Origin of the sequence: Providencia sp. PROV129, from assembly GCF_028482245.1 — a bacterium.
Classification (GTDB): Bacteria; Pseudomonadota; Gammaproteobacteria; order Enterobacterales; family Enterobacteriaceae; genus Providencia; species Providencia vermicola.
The window spans coordinates 53,663-76,639 of record NZ_JAMPQD010000008.1 but is presented as its reverse complement, the minus strand read 5'-3'; the positions used below and the strand labels follow the sequence as shown (position 1 = coordinate 76,639).

The 22,977-nt window shown below is 36.8% G+C and carries 22 protein-coding genes; 18 read left to right on the top strand and 4 right to left on the bottom strand.

What is annotated here, in order from left to right:
* Window positions 1-3: 3 nt before the first annotated feature.
* On the bottom strand, window positions 4-1,128 hold the full coding sequence (locus PSF27_RS05365; protein ID WP_272681037.1) for a CMD domain-containing protein: 1,125 nt from the start codon (window positions 1,126-1,128) through the stop codon (window positions 4-6).
* 213 nt (window positions 1,129-1,341) lie between these two features.
* Here PSF27_RS05365 and PSF27_RS05360 point away from each other — a divergent pair, with 213 nt between their 5' ends.
* Both PSF27_RS05360 and PSF27_RS05355 read left to right on the top strand, forming a co-directional pair.
* Window positions 1,342-2,184 (top strand): MetQ/NlpA family ABC transporter substrate-binding protein, encoded by an 843-nt coding sequence (locus tag PSF27_RS05360; protein WP_272681036.1) that lies wholly within the window; start codon window positions 1,342-1,344, stop codon window positions 2,182-2,184.
* Between the two features lie 208 nt (window positions 2,185-2,392).
* Complete coding sequence (locus PSF27_RS05355) at window positions 2,393-3,130, top strand: cyclase family protein (protein WP_206082418.1); 738 nt, start codon at window positions 2,393-2,395, stop codon at window positions 3,128-3,130.
* A gap of 61 nt (window positions 3,131-3,191) precedes the next feature.
* Here PSF27_RS05355 and PSF27_RS05350 read toward each other — a convergent pair whose 3' ends face one another.
* On the bottom strand, window positions 3,192-4,424 hold the full coding sequence (locus tag PSF27_RS05350) for an SLC13 family permease (RefSeq protein ID WP_206082417.1): 1,233 nt from the start codon (window positions 4,422-4,424) through the stop codon (window positions 3,192-3,194).
* A gap of 600 nt (window positions 4,425-5,024) precedes the next feature.
* Here PSF27_RS05350 and PSF27_RS05345 point away from each other — a divergent pair.
* The 4 genes from PSF27_RS05345 to PSF27_RS05330 all read left to right on the top strand — a co-directional run bounded on the left by PSF27_RS05345 (window position 5,025) and on the right by PSF27_RS05330 (window position 9,309).
* Window positions 5,025-6,974 (top strand): PTS mannitol transporter subunit IICBA, encoded by a 1,950-nt coding sequence (locus PSF27_RS05345; protein WP_272681035.1) that lies wholly within the window; start codon window positions 5,025-5,027, stop codon window positions 6,972-6,974.
* An 11-nt stretch (window positions 6,975-6,985) separates the two neighbouring features.
* The gene (locus PSF27_RS05340) at window positions 6,986-8,134 is read left to right on the top strand and encodes a mannitol-1-phosphate 5-dehydrogenase (RefSeq protein WP_206082415.1); all 1,149 of its coding nucleotides are present in this window, start codon (window positions 6,986-6,988) and stop codon (window positions 8,132-8,134) included.
* Between the two features lie 111 nt (window positions 8,135-8,245).
* Complete coding sequence (locus PSF27_RS05335; RefSeq protein ID WP_206082414.1) at window positions 8,246-8,776, top strand: MltR family transcriptional regulator; 531 nt, start codon at window positions 8,246-8,248, stop codon at window positions 8,774-8,776.
* Between the two features lie 110 nt (window positions 8,777-8,886).
* Entirely contained in the window at window positions 8,887-9,309 is a 423-nt protein-coding gene (locus tag PSF27_RS05330; protein ID WP_206082413.1) for a GNAT family N-acetyltransferase, read from the top strand.
* A gap of 5 nt (window positions 9,310-9,314) precedes the next feature.
* On the opposite strand, the gene PSF27_RS05325 is transcribed toward PSF27_RS05330, so the two are convergent.
* Window positions 9,315-9,746, bottom strand: a complete 432-nt coding sequence (locus tag PSF27_RS05325) for a hypothetical protein (protein ID WP_272681034.1) — start codon at window positions 9,744-9,746, stop codon at window positions 9,315-9,317.
* A 1,777-nt stretch (window positions 9,747-11,523) separates the two neighbouring features.
* Between PSF27_RS05325 and PSF27_RS05320 the strand changes: the two genes are divergently transcribed.
* From PSF27_RS05320 to PSF27_RS05265, 12 genes are all read left to right on the top strand, one after another.
* Window positions 11,524-11,736, top strand: coding sequence for an AlpA family transcriptional regulator (locus PSF27_RS05320; RefSeq protein WP_150375684.1), 213 nt, complete (start codon window positions 11,524-11,526; stop codon window positions 11,734-11,736).
* Window positions 11,736-12,575, top strand: coding sequence for a hypothetical protein (locus tag PSF27_RS05315; RefSeq protein WP_272681033.1), 840 nt, complete (start codon window positions 11,736-11,738; stop codon window positions 12,573-12,575). The genes PSF27_RS05320 and PSF27_RS05315 overlap by 1 nt, the downstream gene beginning before the upstream one ends.
* A 21-nt stretch (window positions 12,576-12,596) precedes the next feature.
* Entirely contained in the window at window positions 12,597-13,616 is a 1,020-nt protein-coding gene (locus tag PSF27_RS05310) for a P2 family phage major capsid protein (protein ID WP_272525595.1), read from the top strand.
* The gene (locus PSF27_RS05305) at window positions 13,613-14,134 is read left to right on the top strand and encodes a GPO family capsid scaffolding protein (protein ID WP_272525596.1); all 522 of its coding nucleotides are present in this window, start codon (window positions 13,613-13,615) and stop codon (window positions 14,132-14,134) included. Before PSF27_RS05310 ends, PSF27_RS05305 begins: the two co-directional genes overlap by 4 nt.
* Before the next feature lie 69 nt (window positions 14,135-14,203).
* Complete coding sequence (locus tag PSF27_RS05300) at window positions 14,204-14,716, top strand: host cell division inhibitor Icd-like protein (RefSeq protein ID WP_210846747.1); 513 nt, start codon at window positions 14,204-14,206, stop codon at window positions 14,714-14,716.
* 2 nt (window positions 14,717-14,718) lie between these two features.
* The gene (locus PSF27_RS05295) at window positions 14,719-14,949 is read left to right on the top strand and encodes a hypothetical protein (RefSeq protein WP_150375674.1); all 231 of its coding nucleotides are present in this window, start codon (window positions 14,719-14,721) and stop codon (window positions 14,947-14,949) included.
* A complete protein-coding gene (locus PSF27_RS05290; protein ID WP_272525597.1) occupies window positions 14,946-17,660 on the top strand; it encodes a DUF927 domain-containing protein in 2,715 nt (904 codons plus the stop codon). Before PSF27_RS05295 ends, PSF27_RS05290 begins: the two co-directional genes overlap by 4 nt.
* Window positions 17,661-17,951: 291 nt before the next feature.
* Window positions 17,952-18,179: an ogr/Delta-like zinc finger family protein gene (locus tag PSF27_RS05285; protein WP_306803709.1), complete on the top strand. Its 228-nt coding sequence runs from the start codon at window positions 17,952-17,954 to the stop codon at window positions 18,177-18,179.
* 81 nt (window positions 18,180-18,260) lie between these two features.
* Window positions 18,261-18,419, top strand: coding sequence for a hypothetical protein (locus PSF27_RS05280; RefSeq protein ID WP_228677314.1), 159 nt, complete (start codon window positions 18,261-18,263; stop codon window positions 18,417-18,419).
* A gap of 450 nt (window positions 18,420-18,869) precedes the next feature.
* Entirely contained in the window at window positions 18,870-19,328 is a 459-nt protein-coding gene (locus PSF27_RS21020; protein WP_272681032.1) for a hypothetical protein, read from the top strand.
* Window positions 19,329-19,815: 487 nt separating this feature from the next.
* Entirely contained in the window at window positions 19,816-20,805 is a 990-nt protein-coding gene (locus tag PSF27_RS05270; RefSeq protein ID WP_272681031.1) for a retron St85 family effector protein, read from the top strand.
* Window positions 20,802-21,740 (top strand): retron St85 family RNA-directed DNA polymerase, encoded by a 939-nt coding sequence (locus PSF27_RS05265; protein WP_272681030.1) that lies wholly within the window; start codon window positions 20,802-20,804, stop codon window positions 21,738-21,740. Before PSF27_RS05270 ends, PSF27_RS05265 begins: the two co-directional genes overlap by 4 nt.
* On the opposite strand, the gene PSF27_RS05260 is transcribed toward PSF27_RS05265, so the two are convergent.
* Window positions 21,718-22,899, bottom strand: a complete 1,182-nt coding sequence (locus tag PSF27_RS05260) for a tyrosine-type recombinase/integrase (protein ID WP_272681029.1) — start codon at window positions 22,897-22,899, stop codon at window positions 21,718-21,720. The two genes, PSF27_RS05265 and PSF27_RS05260, sit on opposite strands and share 23 nt — an antisense overlap.
* Window positions 22,900-22,977 lie beyond the last annotated feature (78 nt).

Below are 22,977 nucleotides of genomic sequence, written 5' to 3'. Positions count from 1 at the left end.
AAATTATTCCTTATCCTCCATAATTTCAAATGGCTCACCGAGGGAAAGCATTAAGCGGTTTGCCCATGAGAAAAACGCAGTAGACTGAATTAAATCAAGCAATTCGAGTTCAGATAGTCCCAGTTGGCGTAGTGTTGCGACTTGAGATATTGTTGCTTGAATCGGTGTTGCTGATAAAGACGCCACGAGATCGGTGATTGCTAACAATCTATCGTCAAAGCCATCCGCAAGAATCTCACCTGTCGGCGTTGCTAATAGCTTATCGACATCACTACGGCGTTCTTTGGCATACTGGCTGGCTTTGCGTGCATGAACAGAAGCACAGTAAATGCAACCATTCACTTTACTGACAGCGGCGGCTGCAAACTCACGTTCCCAGCGTGGTAGGCCGCCAGCGGTGTAAAAGACACCACGATCGATTAAGGTTCTAATTTCTAAAATCTTGCTTTGGTGAGCGAGCAGAAGAAAGTATTCAGAGGTTAATTGACCAAATTTTTTCATCACCTGAGTTTCTTCATCGCTTAGCGTTTCTGCTTTTCTAGCTGTTATCCAAGCTTCCCAACCTAAATTATCTTGTGTAAAGGAGGTAGGGGATGGGCGTCCCTGGCGAGTGAAAGGTTGATGATTCCATTTGCCCGCGACTATTTTCGCGACATCCCGTGGATCATTTTTAGATGTCGTTAAGAGCTCAATTCCTTCGACTAAACGAGCTTGATAGGTGACAAAGGTAATTAACTGAGCGAGCAAAACGATGTCGCTATTTTCCCAGCCTTGTGTAATTAAGGTTTCGATGAGTGAAAACTGAGTATCTTTAGGAGATAACGTTAATATTTGCAGATATTCCGCAGCAGATTGCAGAGCAGGTGAAAGATTTTCTATTTTTAGTGCTGGTGCTTGTTGAAAATAAAAATCTGCTAATGTTTGGCTGCCAGTCAATTTTGCAACCTGATGCGCAAAACCATAACGAACATCAATAGGAAATTGTGTTGATGGTACAGAGAAAATTTCGCTGTATGCGGCTTGGGTATTTAAGGTTGCGGCTGATCGGTCTTGGCGGATTAATGCTAAATCGGAATCTGGTGGCAAGTGTGTCAGGGTGTTAATTAAATCATTATTGAAAATAGTCATAAAGCAACTCACTTTTTTTAAACGTTTTTTATCTCCTTCATTACATATCAATCACATCATTTATCGAACGATCTATTTGTTATATCCATATAACTTAAAGGAATTAAAACCTATTCTTATATCACTAATTAACTAAGTTATAATTATCTGATCTAAGAACAACCAAATTAATATGATTATACTGGCTGAAATATTTTCACAGGGTTGTTACATATGTTAAAACAAAAATTAATAAATTTATCTTTAATCGCATCAGCTGTTTTTGTGCTTTCAGCATGTGGTGATAACAATGAAAAAGATAATCCAAATAAAAAACAGATTACGATAGGTTTTGGAGTTGGTAATTATATCGATCAAGTAGATAAAGGAATCGTCCCTATTTTAGAGAAAAAAGGTTATAAGGTAACTTTGCGTCAATTTTCACAAAATAGGCAAATTAATCCTGCATTTGAAGAAGGTTCTATTGATGCATCGGTGAACCAAAGCCGCGCATATATGGATGCATATAACAAAAAGAATAATATTAATATGGTCGCATTGACAGATTCACTAAGCGCGCCACAAAGTTTACGTTCAAATAAACACAAATCAATTGATGATGTAAAAGATGGCATGATTGTCGCTTTATCTAACGACCCTGTAAATGCAGAAAGAGGGGCGCGGATCTTAGAACAACTAGGCTGGATTAAAATTAAACCGAATGTCAGCACATTGAGTTTTAGTGTTAATGATATTTCATCAGGAAAATATCATTTAGATGTGCGTGAAACGGACGCAGCTCAAGGATTAAGATTACTTGATGATGTTGATTTTGTTGTGGTAAATGGCAATTATGTCGCAAGTGCAGGCCAGCGTATTGCCGATGGATTAGTTGTTGAAAACTCACCATTAGAACACCGTGTTATTGTCACTGTCATGCAAAAAGATCTTGATTCTCAATGGGCTAAGGATTTAAAAGAGGCTTTTGAGTCTAAAGAATATGCGGATTATATTCGTTCTCAGCGTATTTATGATGGTTTTATCGAACCAGAAAGCTGGAATAAATACCCTAAATAAAATCCTAGTCTAATTTTTATTTTTTATTCTTACCTAGCCACTTATTATTAAATTAATAAGTGGCTTTTTTAAAACTTAATATGAAATTTATTCTTATTAAATTCCTAGACAACACAATATTTTTACTGCTATTAAATAGATAAGTAACACAACAAAAAATACAACGTCATAAAAACACTGAACAAAATCAACCTGACAGGGGAAGAATATGAGTCACGAACTGATTGATGCATTTAATATTATAAAGAGCAAGAAATGGGTTGATTTAACTCACAGCTTTGATGGGAATTCACCGCATTTTTTTATGTTTGATGCTGCTGAGTTTAAAACCTTATTTGGCTATGCAGAAGGTTTCTTTGCTCAGCAATTTACCTTCCCAGGGCAATATGGCACGCACATTGATGCGCCATGTCATTTTGTTGAAGGTAAACGTTTTCTGCATGAGCTAGAGCTAAAAGAACTCGTTTTACCTTTAATTGTTATTGATCAATCCGAAAGAGCAAAACAAGATCCAAACTTTGCATTTTCTCTTAATGATGTACTGACTTTTGAGGAACAGCATGGAAAAATTGAACCTGACAGTTTTGTTGCACTAAGAACAGATTGGAGCAAACGTTGGCCATCACAAGAGCTTATGGATAATAAAGACGAAGAAGGTAATAACCAAATACCTGGCTGGGGGATGGATGCCTTAAAGTTCTTATTTGAAGAACGGGGTATTAAAGCAATTGGACATGAAACGTTTGATACAGATGCGGCAAAAGATTTCCGTAAAAATAATGCGTTACTTGGGGAGTATTACGTTTTAGATCAAGATACTTACCAAGTGGAACTGCTGGCAAACTTGGATAAAGTACCGACTCGTGGGGCAGTGATCTTTAATATTGTCGCTAAACCAAATAATGCGAGTGGGTTTCCTGTGCGTTCATTTGCTATTCTTCCCTAAATATTGAAATTTTATTACCAGCCATTTACTTAGCGTGGCTGGTAATAAATTGCAATTATTCTTACAAGACTAATACTATCCATATTGCCGCTAATATCATACATAACGCGGCAACAACACCACCCGATTTTGCAAACTCACTAAACGATATTTTTACGCCATAAGCCGCGGCTTGTTCAACAACAATAATACCTGCAAGGCTGCCAAATACTAATAAATTGCTGGAAAACCCTGAGCCTAGCACTAATGCTGCACCAAGGGCATCAGCATTTCCATCAGGGGTTAAAAATGGAACGAGTAGCATTACCGAAGGGTTATTTCCCACAATTGTGCTGAGAACTCCAGTCACTAAGAATAAAGCGAATGGATTATTTAAATCAACGCCATGGGTGCGTAAATCATCGAGGAGTTGCTGGGGAATACCTGTTGAGGCAAACGCGGCATTGACGACAAACAGTCCCATAATTAAGAGTAACAAATTCCCATCAACTAACTTAAGCATATCGCTTGATGCGATTGAGCGGTTTAATAATAAGAATCCGGCAGCAGTAAGGGCAATTAATTCCCTTGGGATATCACTTACAATAAACGCAATAATAACGGCAAGCGTAATAACTCCTGCTTTAGTCGTTTCCCACACATTGAGGTTTTCTTGCATTGTCGATACTGTAGTTTGCGTTTCGTCCTTAGCTATGTACCAACGCTTGCGGTACAGCCAAACTAAGACGAACCACGTGATAGGTAATGACAGTAAGGCAGGGATTGCGGAAGCTTCTAATAAACCGACAAAGGAAATATCGAGCCCTTGAGCTGCAATCATATTCTGTGGGCTACCAATTAATGAGCCTGCAGCACCGTTATTTGCGGCAAAACAAAAGCCTAATAAAAATGGAATAGGGTTTAAACCGCGAGATAAGCTAATAGAAACTAATAATGGTGTCATGGCTACAACGACAACATCATTGGTTAATAAAGCGGAAAGAATTCCGCCAACACCGATTAATACGGCTAAAAGTGCTGGAGGAGAAACTTTTAGCATCGCAACACGGTTCGCTGTCCAACTATAAAAACCAGATACAACAAATGATGCAGATACGACCATTAAGCCGAACAGCATCCCAATTGTCCGATAATCAATGGCATTCCATGCATGTGGTGGGGTAATGCTATCAGCTGCCATCATGGCCAAGGCACCAATAATAGCGGCTCCCGTTCTATCTACTTTAAAACCAGGTAACTTACCAAAGCCCATGGCAACGTAAACCAAAAGAAAAACAATAATGGTTAAAGTCATTATATTCACATTTTAATGAAGAGGTTTAAGAATAATTTATCGGTGAACATCTTTTGAATCAAGGCTAAATATTCTATGGATAATAATAAGTTGCAGTTAATCCTATTAACGATATCGCAAAAAGATAGAAAATACAAAATGAGATGAGTGCTAAGCCTGTATTTTCAACTTTATATCCATTTCATAGGTGCTTTTTTGAAATAAGTAACGAGTGAAAATTAATTACAAAATAAAATCTACTAGCTATAAAAAGGTTAATCGAGTTTTTAATGGAGTTAAAAAAGGTGAATATGAAAATAATTTGTGATCAGGATCTCTTTTCTGAAAATTAAGGTAAGTATTTTTATGTGATATTAATCTCGTTTTTTTGCTTTTTTTATGTGAAAAAACGTCTTTGTAGTAAAACTACACTATTTATTTGTGAGCATGATCAATATTTAGGTGGGGGGATGAGGGGGGTTTAGGTGACTTCCGTCACATAAGGCCCGCGTGGTACGCATCTGATAAAGGCCATGTTAGAGTGAAAGCGTCTAAATATTCACTAACGTTATTTGGCGATAACGTTGCAATCTTATCGTTCTCGTACCACGGGGTTCTATCATGGTAACATCAAATATCAAATTAAAGGTACAGAATTTTGGGCGTTTCCTCAGTAATATGGTTATGCCTAATATTGGTGCTTTCATTGCGTGGGGCTTAATTACCGCGCTCTTTATCCCTACGGGGTGGTGGCCAAATGAAACGTTGGCACAGCTTGTAGGTCCAATGATCACCTATTTATTACCACTGCTAATTGGTTATACGGGCGGTCGTCTTATTGGTGGTGAAAGAGGCGGTATTGTTGGGGCCATTACAACAATGGGGGTAATTGTTGGTGCCGATATGCCAATGTTTATGGGCGCAATGATTGCAGGGCCATTAGGTGGTTATGCTATTAAACGTTTTGATAGCTGGATAGATGGTAAAGTCAAAACGGGCTTTGAAATGCTAGTAAATAACTTTTCATCTGGCATTATTGGTATGCTTTTGGCGATACTTGCTTACCTTGCTATTGGGCCTCTCGTTGCTGGCTTATCAAAAGTGTTGGCGGCGGGTGTAAATGTGATGGTAGAAAATAATCTACTGCCCTTAACTTCGATTTTTGTTGAGCCAGCTAAAATACTCTTTTTGAATAATGCCATTAACCACGGAATCTTTTCCCCATTAGGTATTCAACAAGCGACTGAAACAGGCGCGTCTATTTTTTTCTTAATAGAAGCTAACCCAGGTCCAGGTTTGGGTGTGTTATTGGCATACATGTTTTTTGGTAAAGGGAATGCTAAACAGTCTGCTCCTGGTGCTGCAATTATTCACTTTTTCGGCGGGATCCACGAAATTTATTTCCCATACGTTTTAATGAATCCGCGGTTAATTCTTGCAGTTATTCTTGGCGGCATGACAGGTGTGTTTGTGATGAACCTATTTCATGCTGGTTTAGTCTCTCCTGCATCACCAGGCTCTATTTTTGCAGTTTTACTGATGACACCAAAATCATCTTTAATTGGCGTTATTCTGTCTGTGATTAGTGCAACACTTGTTTCTTTCTTAGTTTCTGCAATTTTATTAAAAAGAACCCGTGTGGGCGATGATGATGAATTAGATAATGCGACGAAAAAAATGCGTGATATGAAAGCGCAATCTAAATCATCGAGCAAGGAAGTAACGAATAACAATTCAACAGTTAATTTTGCAAATGTGCGTAATATTATTGTTGCTTGTGATGCGGGAATGGGCTCCAGTGCGATGGGGGCAGGTGTATTAGCGAAAAAGATTCGTGATGCGGGGTTGCTTGATATTTATGTCACGAACATGGCTATCAATGACCTTCCTACGAGTGTTGATATTGTGATAACGCACAAAGACCTCACTGAAAGAGCTAAAACATTTGCACCTAATGCAATGCACATTTCTTTAGCGAATTTCTTAGATGGTCAAATATATAATGATTTAGTGACTAATTTAATCGCGAAAAAACATCCTACTGCTGCAAATGATGGACGCTTAATCAAGCAAACAATTGTTGCTGCAAATGATGAATCTTTTGATATTGAAGATAAAGATGAAGCGTTGTTTACACTTAGCGCCAAGCATATTTACTTAAATTTATCAGCGAAGAATAAAACGCAAGCAATTCAATTTGCGGGACAAAAATTAGTTGAGGGTGGGTATGTAGAACCTGATTATATTGAAGCGATGTTAGCGAGAGAAAAATTAACCTCAACTTATCTTGGTGAATCAATTGCAGTCCCACATGGAACTATTGAAGCGAAAGATCGTGTTTTAAAAACGGGTATTGTTATTTGCCAATATCCTGAAGGTGTTCAATTCGGAGATGAACCCGATGAAATTGCACGTCTTGTTATTGGCATCGCGGCACAAAATAATGAGCATATTGAAGTGATTACACGAATCACCTCTGCACTAGATGAAGATGGGGTGATAGATAAATTGTGTAATACCCAAAGTATTCAAGAAGTGCTCGAAATTTTAGCATCGCAAAGTGCAGCGTGAGGAGAATAACAATGAAAGTCATTCATTTTGGTGCAGGTAATATCGGTCGTGGTTTTATTGGTAAATTACTTTCTGATGCGAATTCACAACTCACATTTACCGATGTTAATCAGCCATTAATTGATCAGCTAGAGCATCAGCAGTCATATCAGGTTCATGTTGTTGGGCAAGAAAGTAGCATAGAAAAAGTACAAAATGTGCACGCAATTAATTCTAATGATCCAAAGACAATAGAATATATAGCCTCTGCAGATATGGTGACAACCGCAGTAGGCCCACAAATTCTCGAAAAAATAGCAGGGACTTTAGCGCAAGGTATTGCTTTAAGATGTAAATTAAATAACCAAAAGCCCCTCAATATTATTGCGTGTGAAAATATGGTTAGAGGAACAAGCCAATTAAAACGGCATATTCTTGCTCAATTACCTGTAGAAACACACGGATGGGTTGAACAATATGTTGGTTTTGTTGACTCCGCCGTTGACCGGATTGTTCCTCCAATGGATGCAGCGAATGATGACCCTCTTTCTGTAACTGTCGAATCATTCAGTGAATGGATTGTCGACAAAACACAATTTATTGGCAATATTCCGACAATCGACGGTATGGAGTTGACGGATAATTTAATGGCATTTGTTGAGCGCAAACTATTCACGTTAAATACAGGCCATGCGATTACTGCATATCTAGGCCAATTATATGGCTACCAAACAATCAGAGATGCCATTAATGACCCTAAGATTCTCGCTATCGTAAAAGCTGCAATGGAAGAAAGTGGGCAAGTTTTAATTCAACGGTATGGGTTTAATGCAGATAAGCACCAGCAATATATTGAAAAAATATTAAGCCGCTTTGCTAACCCTTATTTAAAGGATGATGTGAGTCGAGTAGGGCGCCAACCTATTCGTAAACTCAGCCCTGAAGATAGATTGATTAAGCCACTATTGGGGACATTAGAGTATGAACTCCCTAATAAGAATTTGATAATGGGTATTGCAGCTGCGCTTCATTTTAGATGCACTAGTGACCCTCAATCTATTGAAATGACAGCTCTAATTGAAGATAAAGGTCTATATCAAGCTATAGTTGAATTAAGTGGACTTCAACATCACCCTGTCATTATTAATAAAATTTGTGCGCAGTATGAGCTAATGAAGTAGAGTAATAGGTAATATTACGGATAATGAGTTAATTGGTGAGGTTTAATCACTTTATGGTTAGTTGCGAATAAATATCAAGCTGCTGGCCATAAAGTGACAAAAGAAATTATTATGGAAAATAAACAAGACATTGAAAATCAAATTCTTGAACGGCTAAATCAGCGGCCAGAATTACATTTGTTTGTTCAAGAGGCTATTATTCTTATTTCACAAGCTATTGATAAGTTGATGTTAAAAGTGTTTAGAAAGGATGATTATGCCGTAAAATATGCGGTTGAACCTCTTTTAACAGGAAATGGCCCATTAGGTGATTTATCTGTACGTTTAAAATTGTTATTTGCTTTGGGAGCTATAACACGCGAAACCTATGAAGATATTGAATTATTTTTAGCATTAAATGACTCGTTATCTCACCAAGAATTAAAATTAGATTATACCGATGATGAAATAATAGGCAGTATTAAAACGCTTCACTGTATAGGGCCATTACCTGAAATGATGCGGTTTGATCAACCTGAGGACATGGTTGACCAGCAGCTAATGAGTTTACAGAAACAACGCTATCAACAAATGGTCAAATCGTCTTTAGTGTTATCTGTTGCCGATTTAATTGCTCAAATATTAGAAACCGATGTTTTTTAATGAGTCACCGCATTTTATTTTTTCTTTATAAATCTTACTCACCTATTTACTTTATCATATAAATATGTTCGAAATACCAATACGTATAACCAGAATGAATATAATTGAATATGAATATTGTTATTACACATGAAGTAAGTCCAGAAGATCGTGATGAATTACTGGCGGGGCTTCGTAGTTTTAATGTACAGTTTTTAGATGCCTCTCGATTCGGTCAACTAGGGGTATATTTTAAAGATGATGATGGTGTAATGCAGGGGGGCTTGATTGCAACAATCAGAGCCAATTGGTTATGTATTGATTATTTATGGGTAAGTGAATCTGCGAGAAATGAAGGAATAGGGAGGCAATTAATGCAAGCAGCTGAGCATGAGGCTTCAAAAGTAGGCTGCCTTCATTCTTTAGTCGATACATTTAGTTTTCAAGCATTACCATTCTACCAAAAATTAGGTTATATCCAGCAAATGTCACTGCCAGATTTTCCTGAAACGGGAATGCAATCTCATTATTTGACTAAAATGAATTTAAAATAGTGAAATTAATTGTCTTCATTACGTACATTCGAAAAACAATTGACCCCATTTGTTATTGCATTTTCATTTGCAATAGCAGATGGATTAACAGGTAAGTTTAATTGATTTACCCAGCATGCTAGGCTCTGTTCTGCATTTAATCCTACCCTTGTACTTTCATCATGAATTGAACGAATATTTATTGTTGAGTATTCCATCAATTTATTATCAATAAAGATAAACACATGATCCGCTTTCTGACTTGGCAGATTGGTTAATATTTGATCCGAATAAAATAACAAATCATACTGAGCTTGAGAGGCAGAGCTAATCGGTATCCCTTCAATTTTAATGACATCAGCTTTGCTCATTCCAGAAATAACGGCTAATTTTCGCTCTTTCTTTGTGCAGGCTAAAAGTAAAAGTGGTAAAAAAAGAATAATGATAAAATTTTTCATTGATAGATTATCTCAGTGAATACGCGCAGTAGAGTTGATAATAGAAAGTTCTATTCTTGATAAAAATGTTCAGATGAAAAATAGGATTTTTCTATTTAGACTGATAAACGAACTGCCAGCACTGTTTTTCCCTAAGAGAGCAGATTATTCATAGTAACAGGAAAGTTTCAGTTGTTGGCTAACTAAGCAAGAGCCTCTAACTTGTATTCCTAATATATTGTGTATGCTCTGCCTACCGTTAATTGCCATATGAGTGCTCAAGTGGTACAAGTATGATTAGTTAGCTATATTGATGTAAACTTTTAATTGGTAATTAAAATGAATGAATCAAGTAGTCTGATAATTGCAGAAACGATAATTAATGTTAATAGTATCATGTTTTCAGATAACGCATTTTTTCTGCCTGTGTATATCTATAGAGTAGTAAATATTATTTATCAGGTGAATTTATTAATGTGATTTAGGCTAATATTGAAAGAAAACAAATTGATGTTACTAGCTGAGGGGGCTAAAACAGCCTGATATTCCTGAACAGGTAAATTGGGGTGAGATGCTTCAGTGATTCGCTGATGCCATAAGCGCTTAGCAAAATGCAACTTGGACAAGAAATTCATTCGAGAGATTGAAAGGGCTAGGGGGAAATTCAACATTCAACATTCAGCTAGATGGTGATTGCGAAAGCGACAAGAGCTACATAGATAGCAGATAAGACCAAGGACACACCGATGATTGTCCTAGCGAAAAGACATAAAACACTACTTGGTGGTGATTTTGGAAATAGTGCTGAAAAGCTCCAATAAGCAAGCCACAGGAGTAAAAAGGCAGCAAATAAAAGATAAATAACGGTGAATGTCACTACATATATTCCAATATTTACGTTAGATAGATGATTGCTATGATGCAACGTACGCTATGATCATTCCAAGCATGCACATGGTGGCTATCAGGCATATTCCAGCGATAACTCGAATAAAAGACCAGAAAGTATTGGTTCTGTCTATATTCCAAAAGCAAAAAAACACTGCAATCCCTAATATGATTTCATAAGTAATCAGTTCAGCCATGACGATACATACATCCGTATGATTAAGTGATTAACAATATACATAAGTCAAATATCAATAGCCATCAATTAAAGACTAATGTTCTCTCCACCATGTGTTCATGCCAGTTTAGCGTGGTATAGTTCGGCATAACATGAATAGTTGCTATGATTTTTTGTGAGGATTGGGAATAGGTTGGTTTCGTTTGTACTGGTGTCCCCTGCAGGAATCGACTATTTAATTCAATGCATTGATATTTAATAAATATTATTTTTTTATTTTATTTTCTATACACATTGCTATACATAAACTCTTTGCTATAGAACATCAATTCATATATTTGTTTTAGAGTAAATATTATACAAATCATTTATGATTTATTTTAGATTTTTCCCTGAAATTTAAATATGTTAAATTTCAATGCGTTATATTTTACTTGCGTAAAATTACAAATAATTAAAATTCTTTACAAAAGAGAGTTATTTAACCGTTTGTTAAATTCTCAATTTTATATTGGGAGCGATTAGTTATGAATGATAATGACTAGTAATACGGATAATTATTTGTTGCTATTTGAGGTGTTTAAAAATTAGACATAGATAATAATTCTCAAAATCACGCCTTAGCCTCTCTCTTTACCATTCTTAATGTCTGTGTAAATATAAAGACATCCAACGACATCTAGTAACATCTAATAAAATTCAAAAATAGAATTTAATTATAAGGGAATAACTATGAGCTTATTACCTTTGGGGGAACTTAACACCGAAAATAGGTTGTTAAGGCTACCAGAAGTAACTTTATTAACAGGTCTACCAACTTCCACAATTTATTTAAAGATGAAATCGAACGATTTTCCTAAGCAAATGAAAATAGGGCCACGTTCTGTTGCATGGTTAGAGTCTGAAATAAATGAATGGATAATCAATAATGCAAGGAGAAGATAATGACCGAAAATATATCTTTCTATAAAGATGAGTCATTAAGTTTTGTTTTAAATTATAAATCAATCCCATTTGAAGCTAACGGTAAAGATACAGGGTTTATTATCCGTGCTATAGAAATAAACCATCTATTTATGTTAAGAAATAAAATTAATACATTATCTGAAATCATAGGGTTTAACTTTGATAATTCAATGCCAACAGCAAAAGAAGTGAAGCTACTCATTGATAAAGGTAATCAACTGTTAGAAAAATATACAGCAGATTGTGATGTACAGGTTCAGCAGCTAAAGGATGCGGAAACCTACTTGGAAAACCTAAGTGAAGGGCGATTGAAAAAGCCAAGTAACTATAGAACTGCGCATGCATGGGCATCTGACTCCTACGATAAAGTTGAAAGAGCGAGAGGATGCTTAGGTAATGCTCAAGACAAGTTAAGTAAGATTAGTGGGGTATATGGACTGTTAAGGCCAGTGGTTGAACAGTTATTAAAAGAAAACGTAACTGGTTATAAATCGGAATTTTTAATTTCAATACCGAACGAGAAAATAACAACTCATTCATTAAGGTCTAATTTTAATTGGGCTTATTCAAATGAATGTAATTTAATATTAGATGAGTGTGAGAACTTAAAAAATCACATAAATAAAATCGTTGGTGATTGTCATCTATCAACTGATAAATATGTGAGAAGAAACACCTCTGATAATCAACTAAATTATTATAAAGAGTATTATGATATTAATAATAAGTCAGTGAATACAGTATTAACTGCTGATGAATATGTTTCTAAAATGGTTTCTATTCAAAAAAGAATTCAAAATAAATTAGATCTAATGTAATAAATATAAAAGGAATATATTATGTATGCTACTACAGTACCAAATGTGGCAAGGGATTTTCACGCCAATTTTACACGCGGCGCAAATTACTTTTCTAAAAATAGTAAAACATTTTCAATTACTAATGCATCTGAAACTTTATTGCGCGTAGCAATATCAGACTCAAATTGGTTCTTAAATAAATTAACAATAGCTGATGTGAGTGAAATCAAAGGGGATACAGTTAACCTTGGTGATAGTAGCCTTCATACTGGTCGCTCAATTGAGGAGCGTTTTCATAAGCGTTTAAGTATGGATGCTATTTCTTATACGCTAGAGGAAACGGATACCTGTACGGCTCTTACCTACGAACAGCTTGCGATAATTGCAAATAGCCGTAGTGGTGATGATGAGCACTTTACTAAGGTGATGTCTGATTTGTTCTCTAAAACAGTATCGTTAGACATGATACGTGTCGGCTTTAATGGCGAGTTTTGTGGGTTTCCAACAAAGCCAGAAAAATATAAACGAGGGCAAGATGTTAACTGTGGTTGGCATACCATAGCAAAATCATTTAATAACGGCTCTCAAATTGTAACGGATAAAATTGTTTTAGGTAAAGACGGTGATTTCCCTAACTTAGATGCCATGGCCAACTTTCTTATTATCAAAAAAATACCCGAAGAGTTCCGTGAAGACCCTAGATTAGTCGTATTGGTTGGCTCAGAACTTGCTGCGTTATACCGTGAAAAACTATTTAGAGGGGCAGATAACGCCGCAGATATTCAGGCAAGTCAAATGGCTTTAAGTACGGTTGCAGGACGCTTCGCTATTATTCCACCATTTATGCCTGGTCGTCGCTTAGTGGTTACCACATTAGATAATTTGCATATTTATACCCAGAAAAATACCCGTCGTTTTCGTGCCGAGTTTGTGGATGACAGAAAAGTCTATGAGCACAGTTATATTAGAAATGAAGGTTATGGCCTTGGTGATGGAAATCTCTATGCTGCCATTGATGAAAATGCCATCCAAATTGAAGACGGGGTATTTTCATTATGAGTGATCCTCAATTAATAACTAATTGGATTTGTGTTGCTACAGAAGGGCAAACAGTCGATGAGCGTACGATTAAACCTGAGTGGCTACAGGAAATGGCTGATACCTATGACCCTAAGTATTACACGGCTTTAATTTGGGAAGAACATAACCGTAATCTTGAGAATTTAGGTGAGGTTATCGATGCAAAAGCCGACATGATGAATGGTAAAATGCAGCTATTTTTGCGATTAAAACCAACCAAGAAACTGATTAAATACAATGAAGAAGGTCAGAAATTATTTTGCTCAATTGAGGTAGAAGAGGACTTTCAAGGAACAAGTATTTTTTACCTTGGTGGATTAGCGGTGACGGATAACCCAGCAAGCATAGGTACGGATAGATTACGCTTAAGAATTAGCAATTTATATTTTGCTAATAAAAAATGTAGGTATTTATTTAGTTCACCAATGCATTTTAATCTATCAGGTGGTTTAACCAAATCTAAAAATAACTGGTTTTCTGCTATCTCTGCGGGGTAAACCGTATGCCCAGATTGCTCTGGGCATAGCCTCAAATATCTATTCTTCCCAATTTAAGACATGTTAATTATGAAAATAAAAGGGTTGCATCCGTCTAAACGGTTGGGCTATATTGATCGCACGTTAGCAAAATCTAACGTCGGGATTGGCGTCCTGAATCAGTTACTGGCGACACATGACGCGCCTTGCGTCTTTTTTTGTGTCTATGCCTACGCGCACCCATTAAATGCGGTTTTGTATCGCCCTGATTCTATGGTGGCGTTGGCGGGGCAGCCTTCGGGCTGGCTGGATTCCAGTAACTCCAGTTACGCCAACCCTGTCAACGTCACCACCCCCGAAATTGGCGTTTCAGGTGGTGACTCCTTAACTAAGTTACTGGAGATCATCGTCATGATGGCAACCCCTACCCAAACTCAATTTAAATTCTTATTCTTGAGCATTAAACGTGCTGATATCACTGCAAAACCTTGCCGTCGGGCTGCTATTGCGTCAACTGAATATGATGCACGCATGCTACTTGCTCATGATTTCATCTTGCTTTTTGCAGGTCGCTTACCTGTAAGTCAAACAGGGGAGTGCTAATCATGAAAAATACAAATCATATCAATACAGTCATTTCTGCATCGGGCGAAAAACAATTATTAAGAGCCGCACAAATGACGAGCTTTCTATCTGAATTACTTATTGCTAGTTCTATTAATGGTCAGCGCCATGTCTCAAGTGAGGGAATGGCGGCAATGATGGAATGTTTAGCGGAGCAGGTTGAATTTGTGATCAGCGAAAGTAGCTTAATGAATAAGGACATAAAACAATGAGTTTTCTAAACAGTTCTAATTCATTAACTGCCTCCACTCAATTGCCATCCGTTACGGATATTATGCGCTCTGCAAATGGGCGTTGGCACTATATTTTAACGAGTTTGGGTGTTTGCGTTCCTGATAATCATAAACATGGCGCTTGCCCGAAATGTGGTGGTAAAGACCGTTTTCGTTTTGATGATAAAAATGGAAAAGGTACATGGTTTTGTAACCACTGTGGCAGTGGTGATGGGTTGGATTTGCTCAAACTAGTGACAGGAAAAGATACGAAAACCGCTTGTTTTGAAATCAATAAAATATTGCTTCTACCAGAGTTTAGTATGGTCATGCCTACCAAAATAAAAAAAGTCAATGTGATTCGGGGCATCGAATTATTTGAAAAATTGAAAGCGTCGTCATACCTAGGGGAAAGCCAATACTTAACAAATAAGGGCTTAATTAACCATCAATGTTTAATTACCCAGAATTCCTATAAACAAGGTGAATTAAGTTTCCCAATCGGCTCAATATTGTTGCCATTGGTCGATAATCAATTTCAGGTTAAAGGTGGGCAACTTATCAGCCCAGAAGGTGATAAGGCATTATTATCTGGTTCTGGGCTTTCAGGTTCATTTATTGTTGTGTCAGGGGAACCACAAGACACACTTGAACAAATTGTGATTACTGAGGGCTTTGCTACGGGGTTAAGCCTATCAAAGGTAATTGATACCTTTATTGTGGCCGCGGTTGCGGCTACTAACCTTGTGAAAGTCGCCCAGCAGCTACGGGAACGTTATCCATCGGTAAAAATCATTATTGCGGGTGATAATGATTTTATAGACGGTAAAGAAAATACGGGTAAGGTTTGGGCGGAGAAAGCCGCCAAAGCAGTTGATGGTTGGATCACCTTACCACCAACTCATTACAAAGCAGATTGGGATGATTACCGACAAGAAAACAATACTGTCAAAGTCAAAGAAGCATTCTTTGAGGAAATGACATACTGCGGTAAGGATAAAGCCTATTTACCCCAAGGCTTTAGGCTGACCCAAGAATATTTGTGGTATGACAAATTAGTCAATAAATCGGATGGTGACACCGAGGTCAGAAATATCAAAATCAGCAGCCCGATAAAAGTCACCGCGATCACCTGCGATGCAGACGGCAGTAATTACGGTCGTTTATTGGAATGGGATGATACCTACGGAAATTGCCGTAAATGGGCAATGCCAATGGAAATGTTAAGCGGTAGCGGTGAAGAATTACGTCGTGTACTTTTGGTGAACGGGCTTTCATATATCAACATTTCGGGACAGGCTCGCGCTCATTTAATGGAATACATTTCATTGTGCCGACCAGAGAAAAAAGTCACTTGCGTAAATAAAACGGGCTGGCATGGCAATGTGTATGTGTTGCAGGATGAAGTTGTTGGAACAGGGGCAGATTCTGTTATTTTGCAAACTTCCAGTGTGCAAGGCAAAGATTTTAGGGTAGCAGGGACTAGTGACGAATGGCGGGAGCACATTGGTAAATATTGCGTGGGAAACGCTAGGCTGGCGTTTTCCGTAAGCCTTGCCTTTGCGTCATCATTATTAAAGTTAGTCGGTGTGGGTGGCGGTGGTTACCATTTAAAAGGTGAATCAACAGACGGTAAGACGACCACAATGAAAGTGGCCGCTTCTGTTTGTGGTGGTACCGATTACTGGTACACATGGCGGGCAACAGGTAATGCGCTTGAGGGAACAGCTTGCCGTCGTAATGACGCTACGCTAATGCTGGATGAAATCCGCGAAGTGGACGGACGCGAAGCGGGCAACATTGCTTACATGTTGGCAAATGGCCAAGGTAAAGCCCGTGCAAAAACGGATGGCAGCGTCAGGGAAACGAATCGATGGAATTTACTGTTTCTCTCAACGGGTGAATTGTCATTGGTTGAACATGCGGCCAATGCAGGCGAACGCACCTATGCAGGGGTTGAAGTCCGTATGATACAAATCCCAAGTGATTCAGGTAAACACGGTGTATTTGAGGACTTACATCAATTTGCTAGCGGCAAGGCCTTAGCGGAATACCTAGAGCATGCAGTCACTAAATACCACGGCACCCCTTTCCGTGACTGGCTGAAATATCTTACAAATGATCTCACTTTCATCTCAGGTACAGCAAAAGCGTTATTAAAAGAGTACACCGCCAAAATGATGCCCGAAAATGCAGGTAATCAAGTTGGGCGGGCTATCACCCGTTTTGCCCTTGTCGCGATGGCGGGAGAGATTGCCACAATTGCAGGGATCACTGGCTGGCAGGAGGGCGAAGCCTATATTGCGGCTGAAAAGTGCCTAGCGGCTTGGATGAAAGAGCGGGGGCATACAGCAAATCAGGAAGATATCACCGCCTTAGAGCAAGTGACTGATTTTATCTCACGTAATCAATTTAGCCGTTTTGCGGATTGGTATGATGAGAATAGCCGACCGCTCAATATGATGGGCTTTCGTCGTGTTGAAAAAGGTACGAATAGCCAAGAACCTACGGTGCAGTTTTATGTTCTATCTTCCGCATGGAAAGAAATATGTAAAGGTTATGACTCAAGGAAGGTTGCGCGTTTATGTATTGATAAAGGTTGGTTAGAAGCAGGCAAGGACGGTAGGTCACAAAATAGCATTCGCCTACCAGAAATAGGGCTTAAACGTGTTTATTTGTTCAATAGTGACGTGCTGGGCTCTGCCGAATGATAGTAATGAAACTAACCATCTTATATTTAGAGTGTAACAGTGGTAACAAAGGTAACAGCTAGGGTTATCAAGGCTTATAGCTGTTACCAGTAAATTAATGTGAGTGGTAACACGAGGTAACGAAAATAGGGTGTTACCTTGCGTTACACGTAATTTTGCAGAAAAGGTAACAAGTTAAATTATTAAAAATCAATGATGTAACCAGTGTTACCTCTGTTACCAGTGAAATTGGAAATGGATGTATTTAATAAGCTTTATTCTGGAAGGCATATAAGACAATGAGGATTAGCAATGCGAGTAATGAAAATATACTGCCCTGAGTGTGCTCAGGAAGCCAAAATTCAGAAAATTGATAGGCAGGGTAGGGATAATACTCATTATATTTATTGTTCGTGCTCTGATTTTGAATGTGGCCACACTTATAGGCTAACGCTGACGTTTTCACATTCTATTTATCATAAAAAGCCCGAAGATCAGCCAAAGCAACTATGTTTTGACATTATCGAAAATAGAGCATAATCAAAAGTAAATTAAGGCGAATGGTATAAAGGTAATTTTGGCATGTAACCAAGTGGCGATTATTACTAATGGTAATTAAATATGTTTAATGAAAAACGCAATATTCGAATAGAAGTGAGTGACAATAAAAAAGTTATAGAGCTAAGGGGATATACAGAAAAAGAAGCCCACCGTTTGATTGATACGTGGTTAAATAAATATTCATTAGTTCAAAAAACAAACACTAAAATAAAAAAGTAATTCGTTCATATTCCAGTTTTCTATTTCCTCTCAACCCGCATAGATGCTGGCTTTTCAGTTTTTATGCGGCTCATACTCTTAAGTTAAAATCTCACGTAAAATAGAAAAGTTATTTATATTCAAGTGATTATAAATTAATTCGCTAGGAGTGCTTCACTTGGAAACTGAAATTCATTGAAAATCTTTTCACACATTTCAGTTTGAGATTTTCGAGTACGCCCTAGTATTGGTACGGCTTGGCGATATGTTTTGTAAAATTTTAAAACTGAAATAATTTTATGATCCAAATTGTGCAGGCGGGTGCGGTGTAGTGCATTTTACGTGGTAGAGAACTTTATTTCGCAAGGGGAACTACGTATGTTATTTCTTCCTAATTTTACTTTTAGAGGGTTAGATATGAGGTAAGCTATATTAGCTCGTTGGTAATAATTAAACATTAAGGATAGTAGAATGCATAGGATGAATTATTCCCCTCAATTTCCACAATTAAAAAATGAAATCAGTGACTATAAAGAATCTATGTTTGAATGGTGGAACTCGATAGACGAGTCAAATATTGGTGAATGGACATTTGTGCTTAGTTTAGCTTGTTGGGGGGTCTCAGATGATGTATTTCAGTTGGTGGCTTTCACAATTGCATTACTTTTCTTTAGTGAGCGTTTTATCATGATTGCCAAAGCATCAACATTTACAACAAAAAAAGAATCTGAACTATTTAAAAAAATACGTGCGGCCAGAGTATCGGATAATGAGTTTTATGAGCTTATTAGGCAGCTTAAAAGTGTCATAAGAAATAGAAGCCTTTTTAAGTCTTGCTTAGTCATAAAGAGAACGTGGAAGTTTATATTATCTTATGCATTTTTATTCTTCTCATTTTGGTATGTAATTGAAACGTACTTCAAACAATAGAACAAAAAACTCAACTGGTAAGGTTGAGTTTTTTGTATATGCAATGCTTGCATGAAAGTCCGATATTTCAAAGCTAACGATATAAGTTTAATCTTTTCAGTCGGATATCTCAACCAATAACGGGCTGACACTTTTAAGGGGAAGTGGACAAGTGCGGTGTAATGAATTTTACGTGTTAATTATTTTTGTATTACTAAATGTATAGTAGTACGCTATATTGCAAACTAAGGTGTTGAATATTTCGTTTTTTTTGTTATTCTAGTTGAACCTTTACGCGTAGGATAACTCATTTTATCCTTGTCGGGCGTTTCGCCAGACACTAACTTATTGTGAACATTTAGGGTTGCGCTTCAGCACTTTCAGCCAGATCCTGAATTTCACTAGCGTTACATTCAGGAGCTGTCTGAAAGTCTAAAGCGCATCCTTTAGGTGAAGGAACAAAAGGTGGCTATATGCCACCTTTTTAATATAAGAGGGGTTCCTTGATGTGAGTGATTCTGCTTACATGAATTCATTAGAAGAACAGTTTGGTGATTTGAGCTATTCAAACTTTATTGTTCAATTTATGCCACCGATAATTTTTGTTTGTGGTGGGCCAATTAATGCTAACCCGATAAGTGTGAGAGATTATTTTTTCTCTCATGTTGCCCAACATAATCCAAAATTGTTTGATTCTCTTGTTTTGGCTGAAGATTTCAAAGACTATTTTAAAGATGGTGCCTATTCTGATTTAATGAGTTTTGAGGATGATATAGCTAATATTTCGACTTTAGTCATCATATGCTTAGAAAGTGCGGGTTCTTTAGTTGAATTAGGCCTATTTGTTAATAGAAAAAATCTAGCTCAAAAATTACACGTTGTTGCTCCACTTGAAGAAATAGAAGGAACACCGAATAAAAATATGACACCAAGATCTTCATTTATCTATTTAGGGCCTTTAGAATATTTAAAAAGTTTAGAGCAAAATTCAGTTTCAGTTTTTCCTTGGCCAGATAAAAATCGTTTAAAATATGACGAAATAGAACTTATTTATGATGATGTAAGTGCTAGATTAAAAAATGTAAAAAAAACAGAAAAATATAATAGTGAAAATACAGGGCACTTGGCTATTTTAATTTATGAAATTATTTTATTATCAGAACCAATAAAAAAAACAGAAATTGAATGGGCATTATATTGTATTGACATTGATGTTTCTCAAAAATTAATATCTAGATTACTTTATCTTTTAACTAAAATGAAACTTATTTCTTCAATATCATATAGTCGTACAGATTATTATTATGTTATTGGGCATCGAGAGAGTAAAATTAAGTTTGGCTTAAGTAATAAGGGGAAAATAAAAGACTCTATGAATATAAAAATAGCAATTAGACAGTCTTATTTAAGCATGGATGCAAAAAAGTCTGATGAAACTGCAAGAAAGAGAGAGAATGCTTTAAAGCATATAAATATAATCAGAGGGAATGTAATATGAATTTATTACAATTTATAGCAAATGGCCTTTATCTAACCGAAGATGAGGCGATGCGCTACATCACTACGATCCCTAGAAGATATAAAAAGTTTCATATAAAAAAAAGGAATAGTACGGAGTACAGGTTAATTGCACAGCCTGCAAGGCAGGTTAAATCGTTGCAGAAGGCTGTATTGAAGCGTATGGAACAGTATTTTTATATACATGAAAATGCTTTTGCTTATCAGCATGGAAAAGATATAAGAAAAAATGCACTATTACATAGTAATAATAAGTTTATATTGAAAATGGATTTTAAAAATTTCTTTTTAAGTATAAAACCTATTCACTTAAAAAGATTTTTAGTAAATACAGGTAGGGAATTAAGTGAGAAAGATATTTCAGTTATGGAGAATTTATTTTTCTGGAAACTAAGAAGAAATAGCCCATTAAGATTGAGTATTGGTGCTCCATCTTCACCAATGATATCCAATGTTATTATGTATTTTTTTGATTGTGAAATATCTATTAAATGTCAAAGGTTAGGGATTAAATACTCTAGATATGCAGATGATTTAACTTTTAGCTCTAATATAAATGGGGTATTATTTAGTGTACCTAAAATAGTTAGAGAAACGCTAAATTCTGTTGATTTAAATGATATAAAAATAAACCATAAAAAAACGGTTTTTTCATCAAAAAAATTCAATCGGCATGTAACGGGAGTAACAATTACTAATGATGAAAAATTATCTTTAGGACGAGAAAAGAAAAGATTACTCAGAAGTAAAATTCATCATTATACTTTAGGAGTTCTTTCTGAATCTGAAATTTTGAAATTAAGAGGGGAACTTGGGTATGCAAAATTCATTGAGCCTAGATTTTTTGAATCCATGACCTGTAAATATGGATACGATGTAATCGATTCAATAGCTAAGTATGGTAATTGCCCATGAATATAATTTTGGCATAAAAAGTTAACATTCCTTTTCTTTGTTCTAAATATTGTGCATGGTTATAAATGCCTCTAATCGAATTTTTATCAACATGAGCTAATTGAAGCTCAATCCACGCGCTATCAAAGCCTTTTTCATGCAAGATTGTGCTCATCATGTGCCTAAACCCATGACCTGTCAGTCTACCTTTATAGCCAATTTTGGCGATGACCTTATTTATACTCGCATCACTGATTGGTTTTCGTGCATCATTACGCCCAGGGAAGAGTAGTGAATAATTACCTGAGATAACTTTTAGCTTATCAAGGATCTCTAATACCTGTGGTGAGAGAGGAACTAAATGAGGGCGACGCTTTTTCATTCGTTCTTTAGGTATTTCCCAAAGTGCATTTTCAAAATCAAATTCTGACCATTCCGCGAATCTTAGCTCAACAGTTCTAACACCTGTTAGCATTAATAGCTGGGTGGCATATTTTGTGATTTTACTACCTTGGTAGTTATTAAGCGCTTTTACAAAATCAGGAATTTCACTTTCTTGCAAGAATGGGAAATGTTTGGTTTCAGGCTTATTCATTGCACCAGACAAATCGGGGGCAGGGTTATATTTTGCTCGGCCTGTAATAACTGCATACCTAAACACTTCACCACAACGACGGCGAATTTTACTTGCTTGTTCTAATGCCCCACGTTTTTCTATCTTCTGCAATACGGCAAGTAATTCCAATGGCGCTAATTGGTCAATAGGTCGACTACCAATGAAAGGGAAAACATCATTTTCAAAACACCGCAATATTTCGCTCGCATAGCCTTTTGACCATGTAGAGCATTTTGATGCATGCCATTCTATCGCAACGGCTTTAAACGTATTTTCAGCAGCGTATTTTTGTGTGATCTTTTCCGATTTGCGAGCATCACTTGGGTCTATGCCATCTGAAAGCTGTTTTTTTGCTTTATCTCTTTTTCTTCGGGCATCGGCTAAAGAAATTTGTCCATACACGCCAAATGAAATCATTTTAGGTTTACCCGCAAAGCGATAACGAAATCGCCACCCCTTGGAACCATTGGGTTCAATGAGAAGGGATAAGCCATTGCCATCATTTAGGGTGTAAACCTTATCTTTAGGCTTAGCTTTACGAATTTGGATATCAGTGAGCAGCATAATGTGTATAGTTTTTTTATCGAACCTAGACCTATACACAATACTATACACATTAGCACTTAGATTCCACTAGAAGTT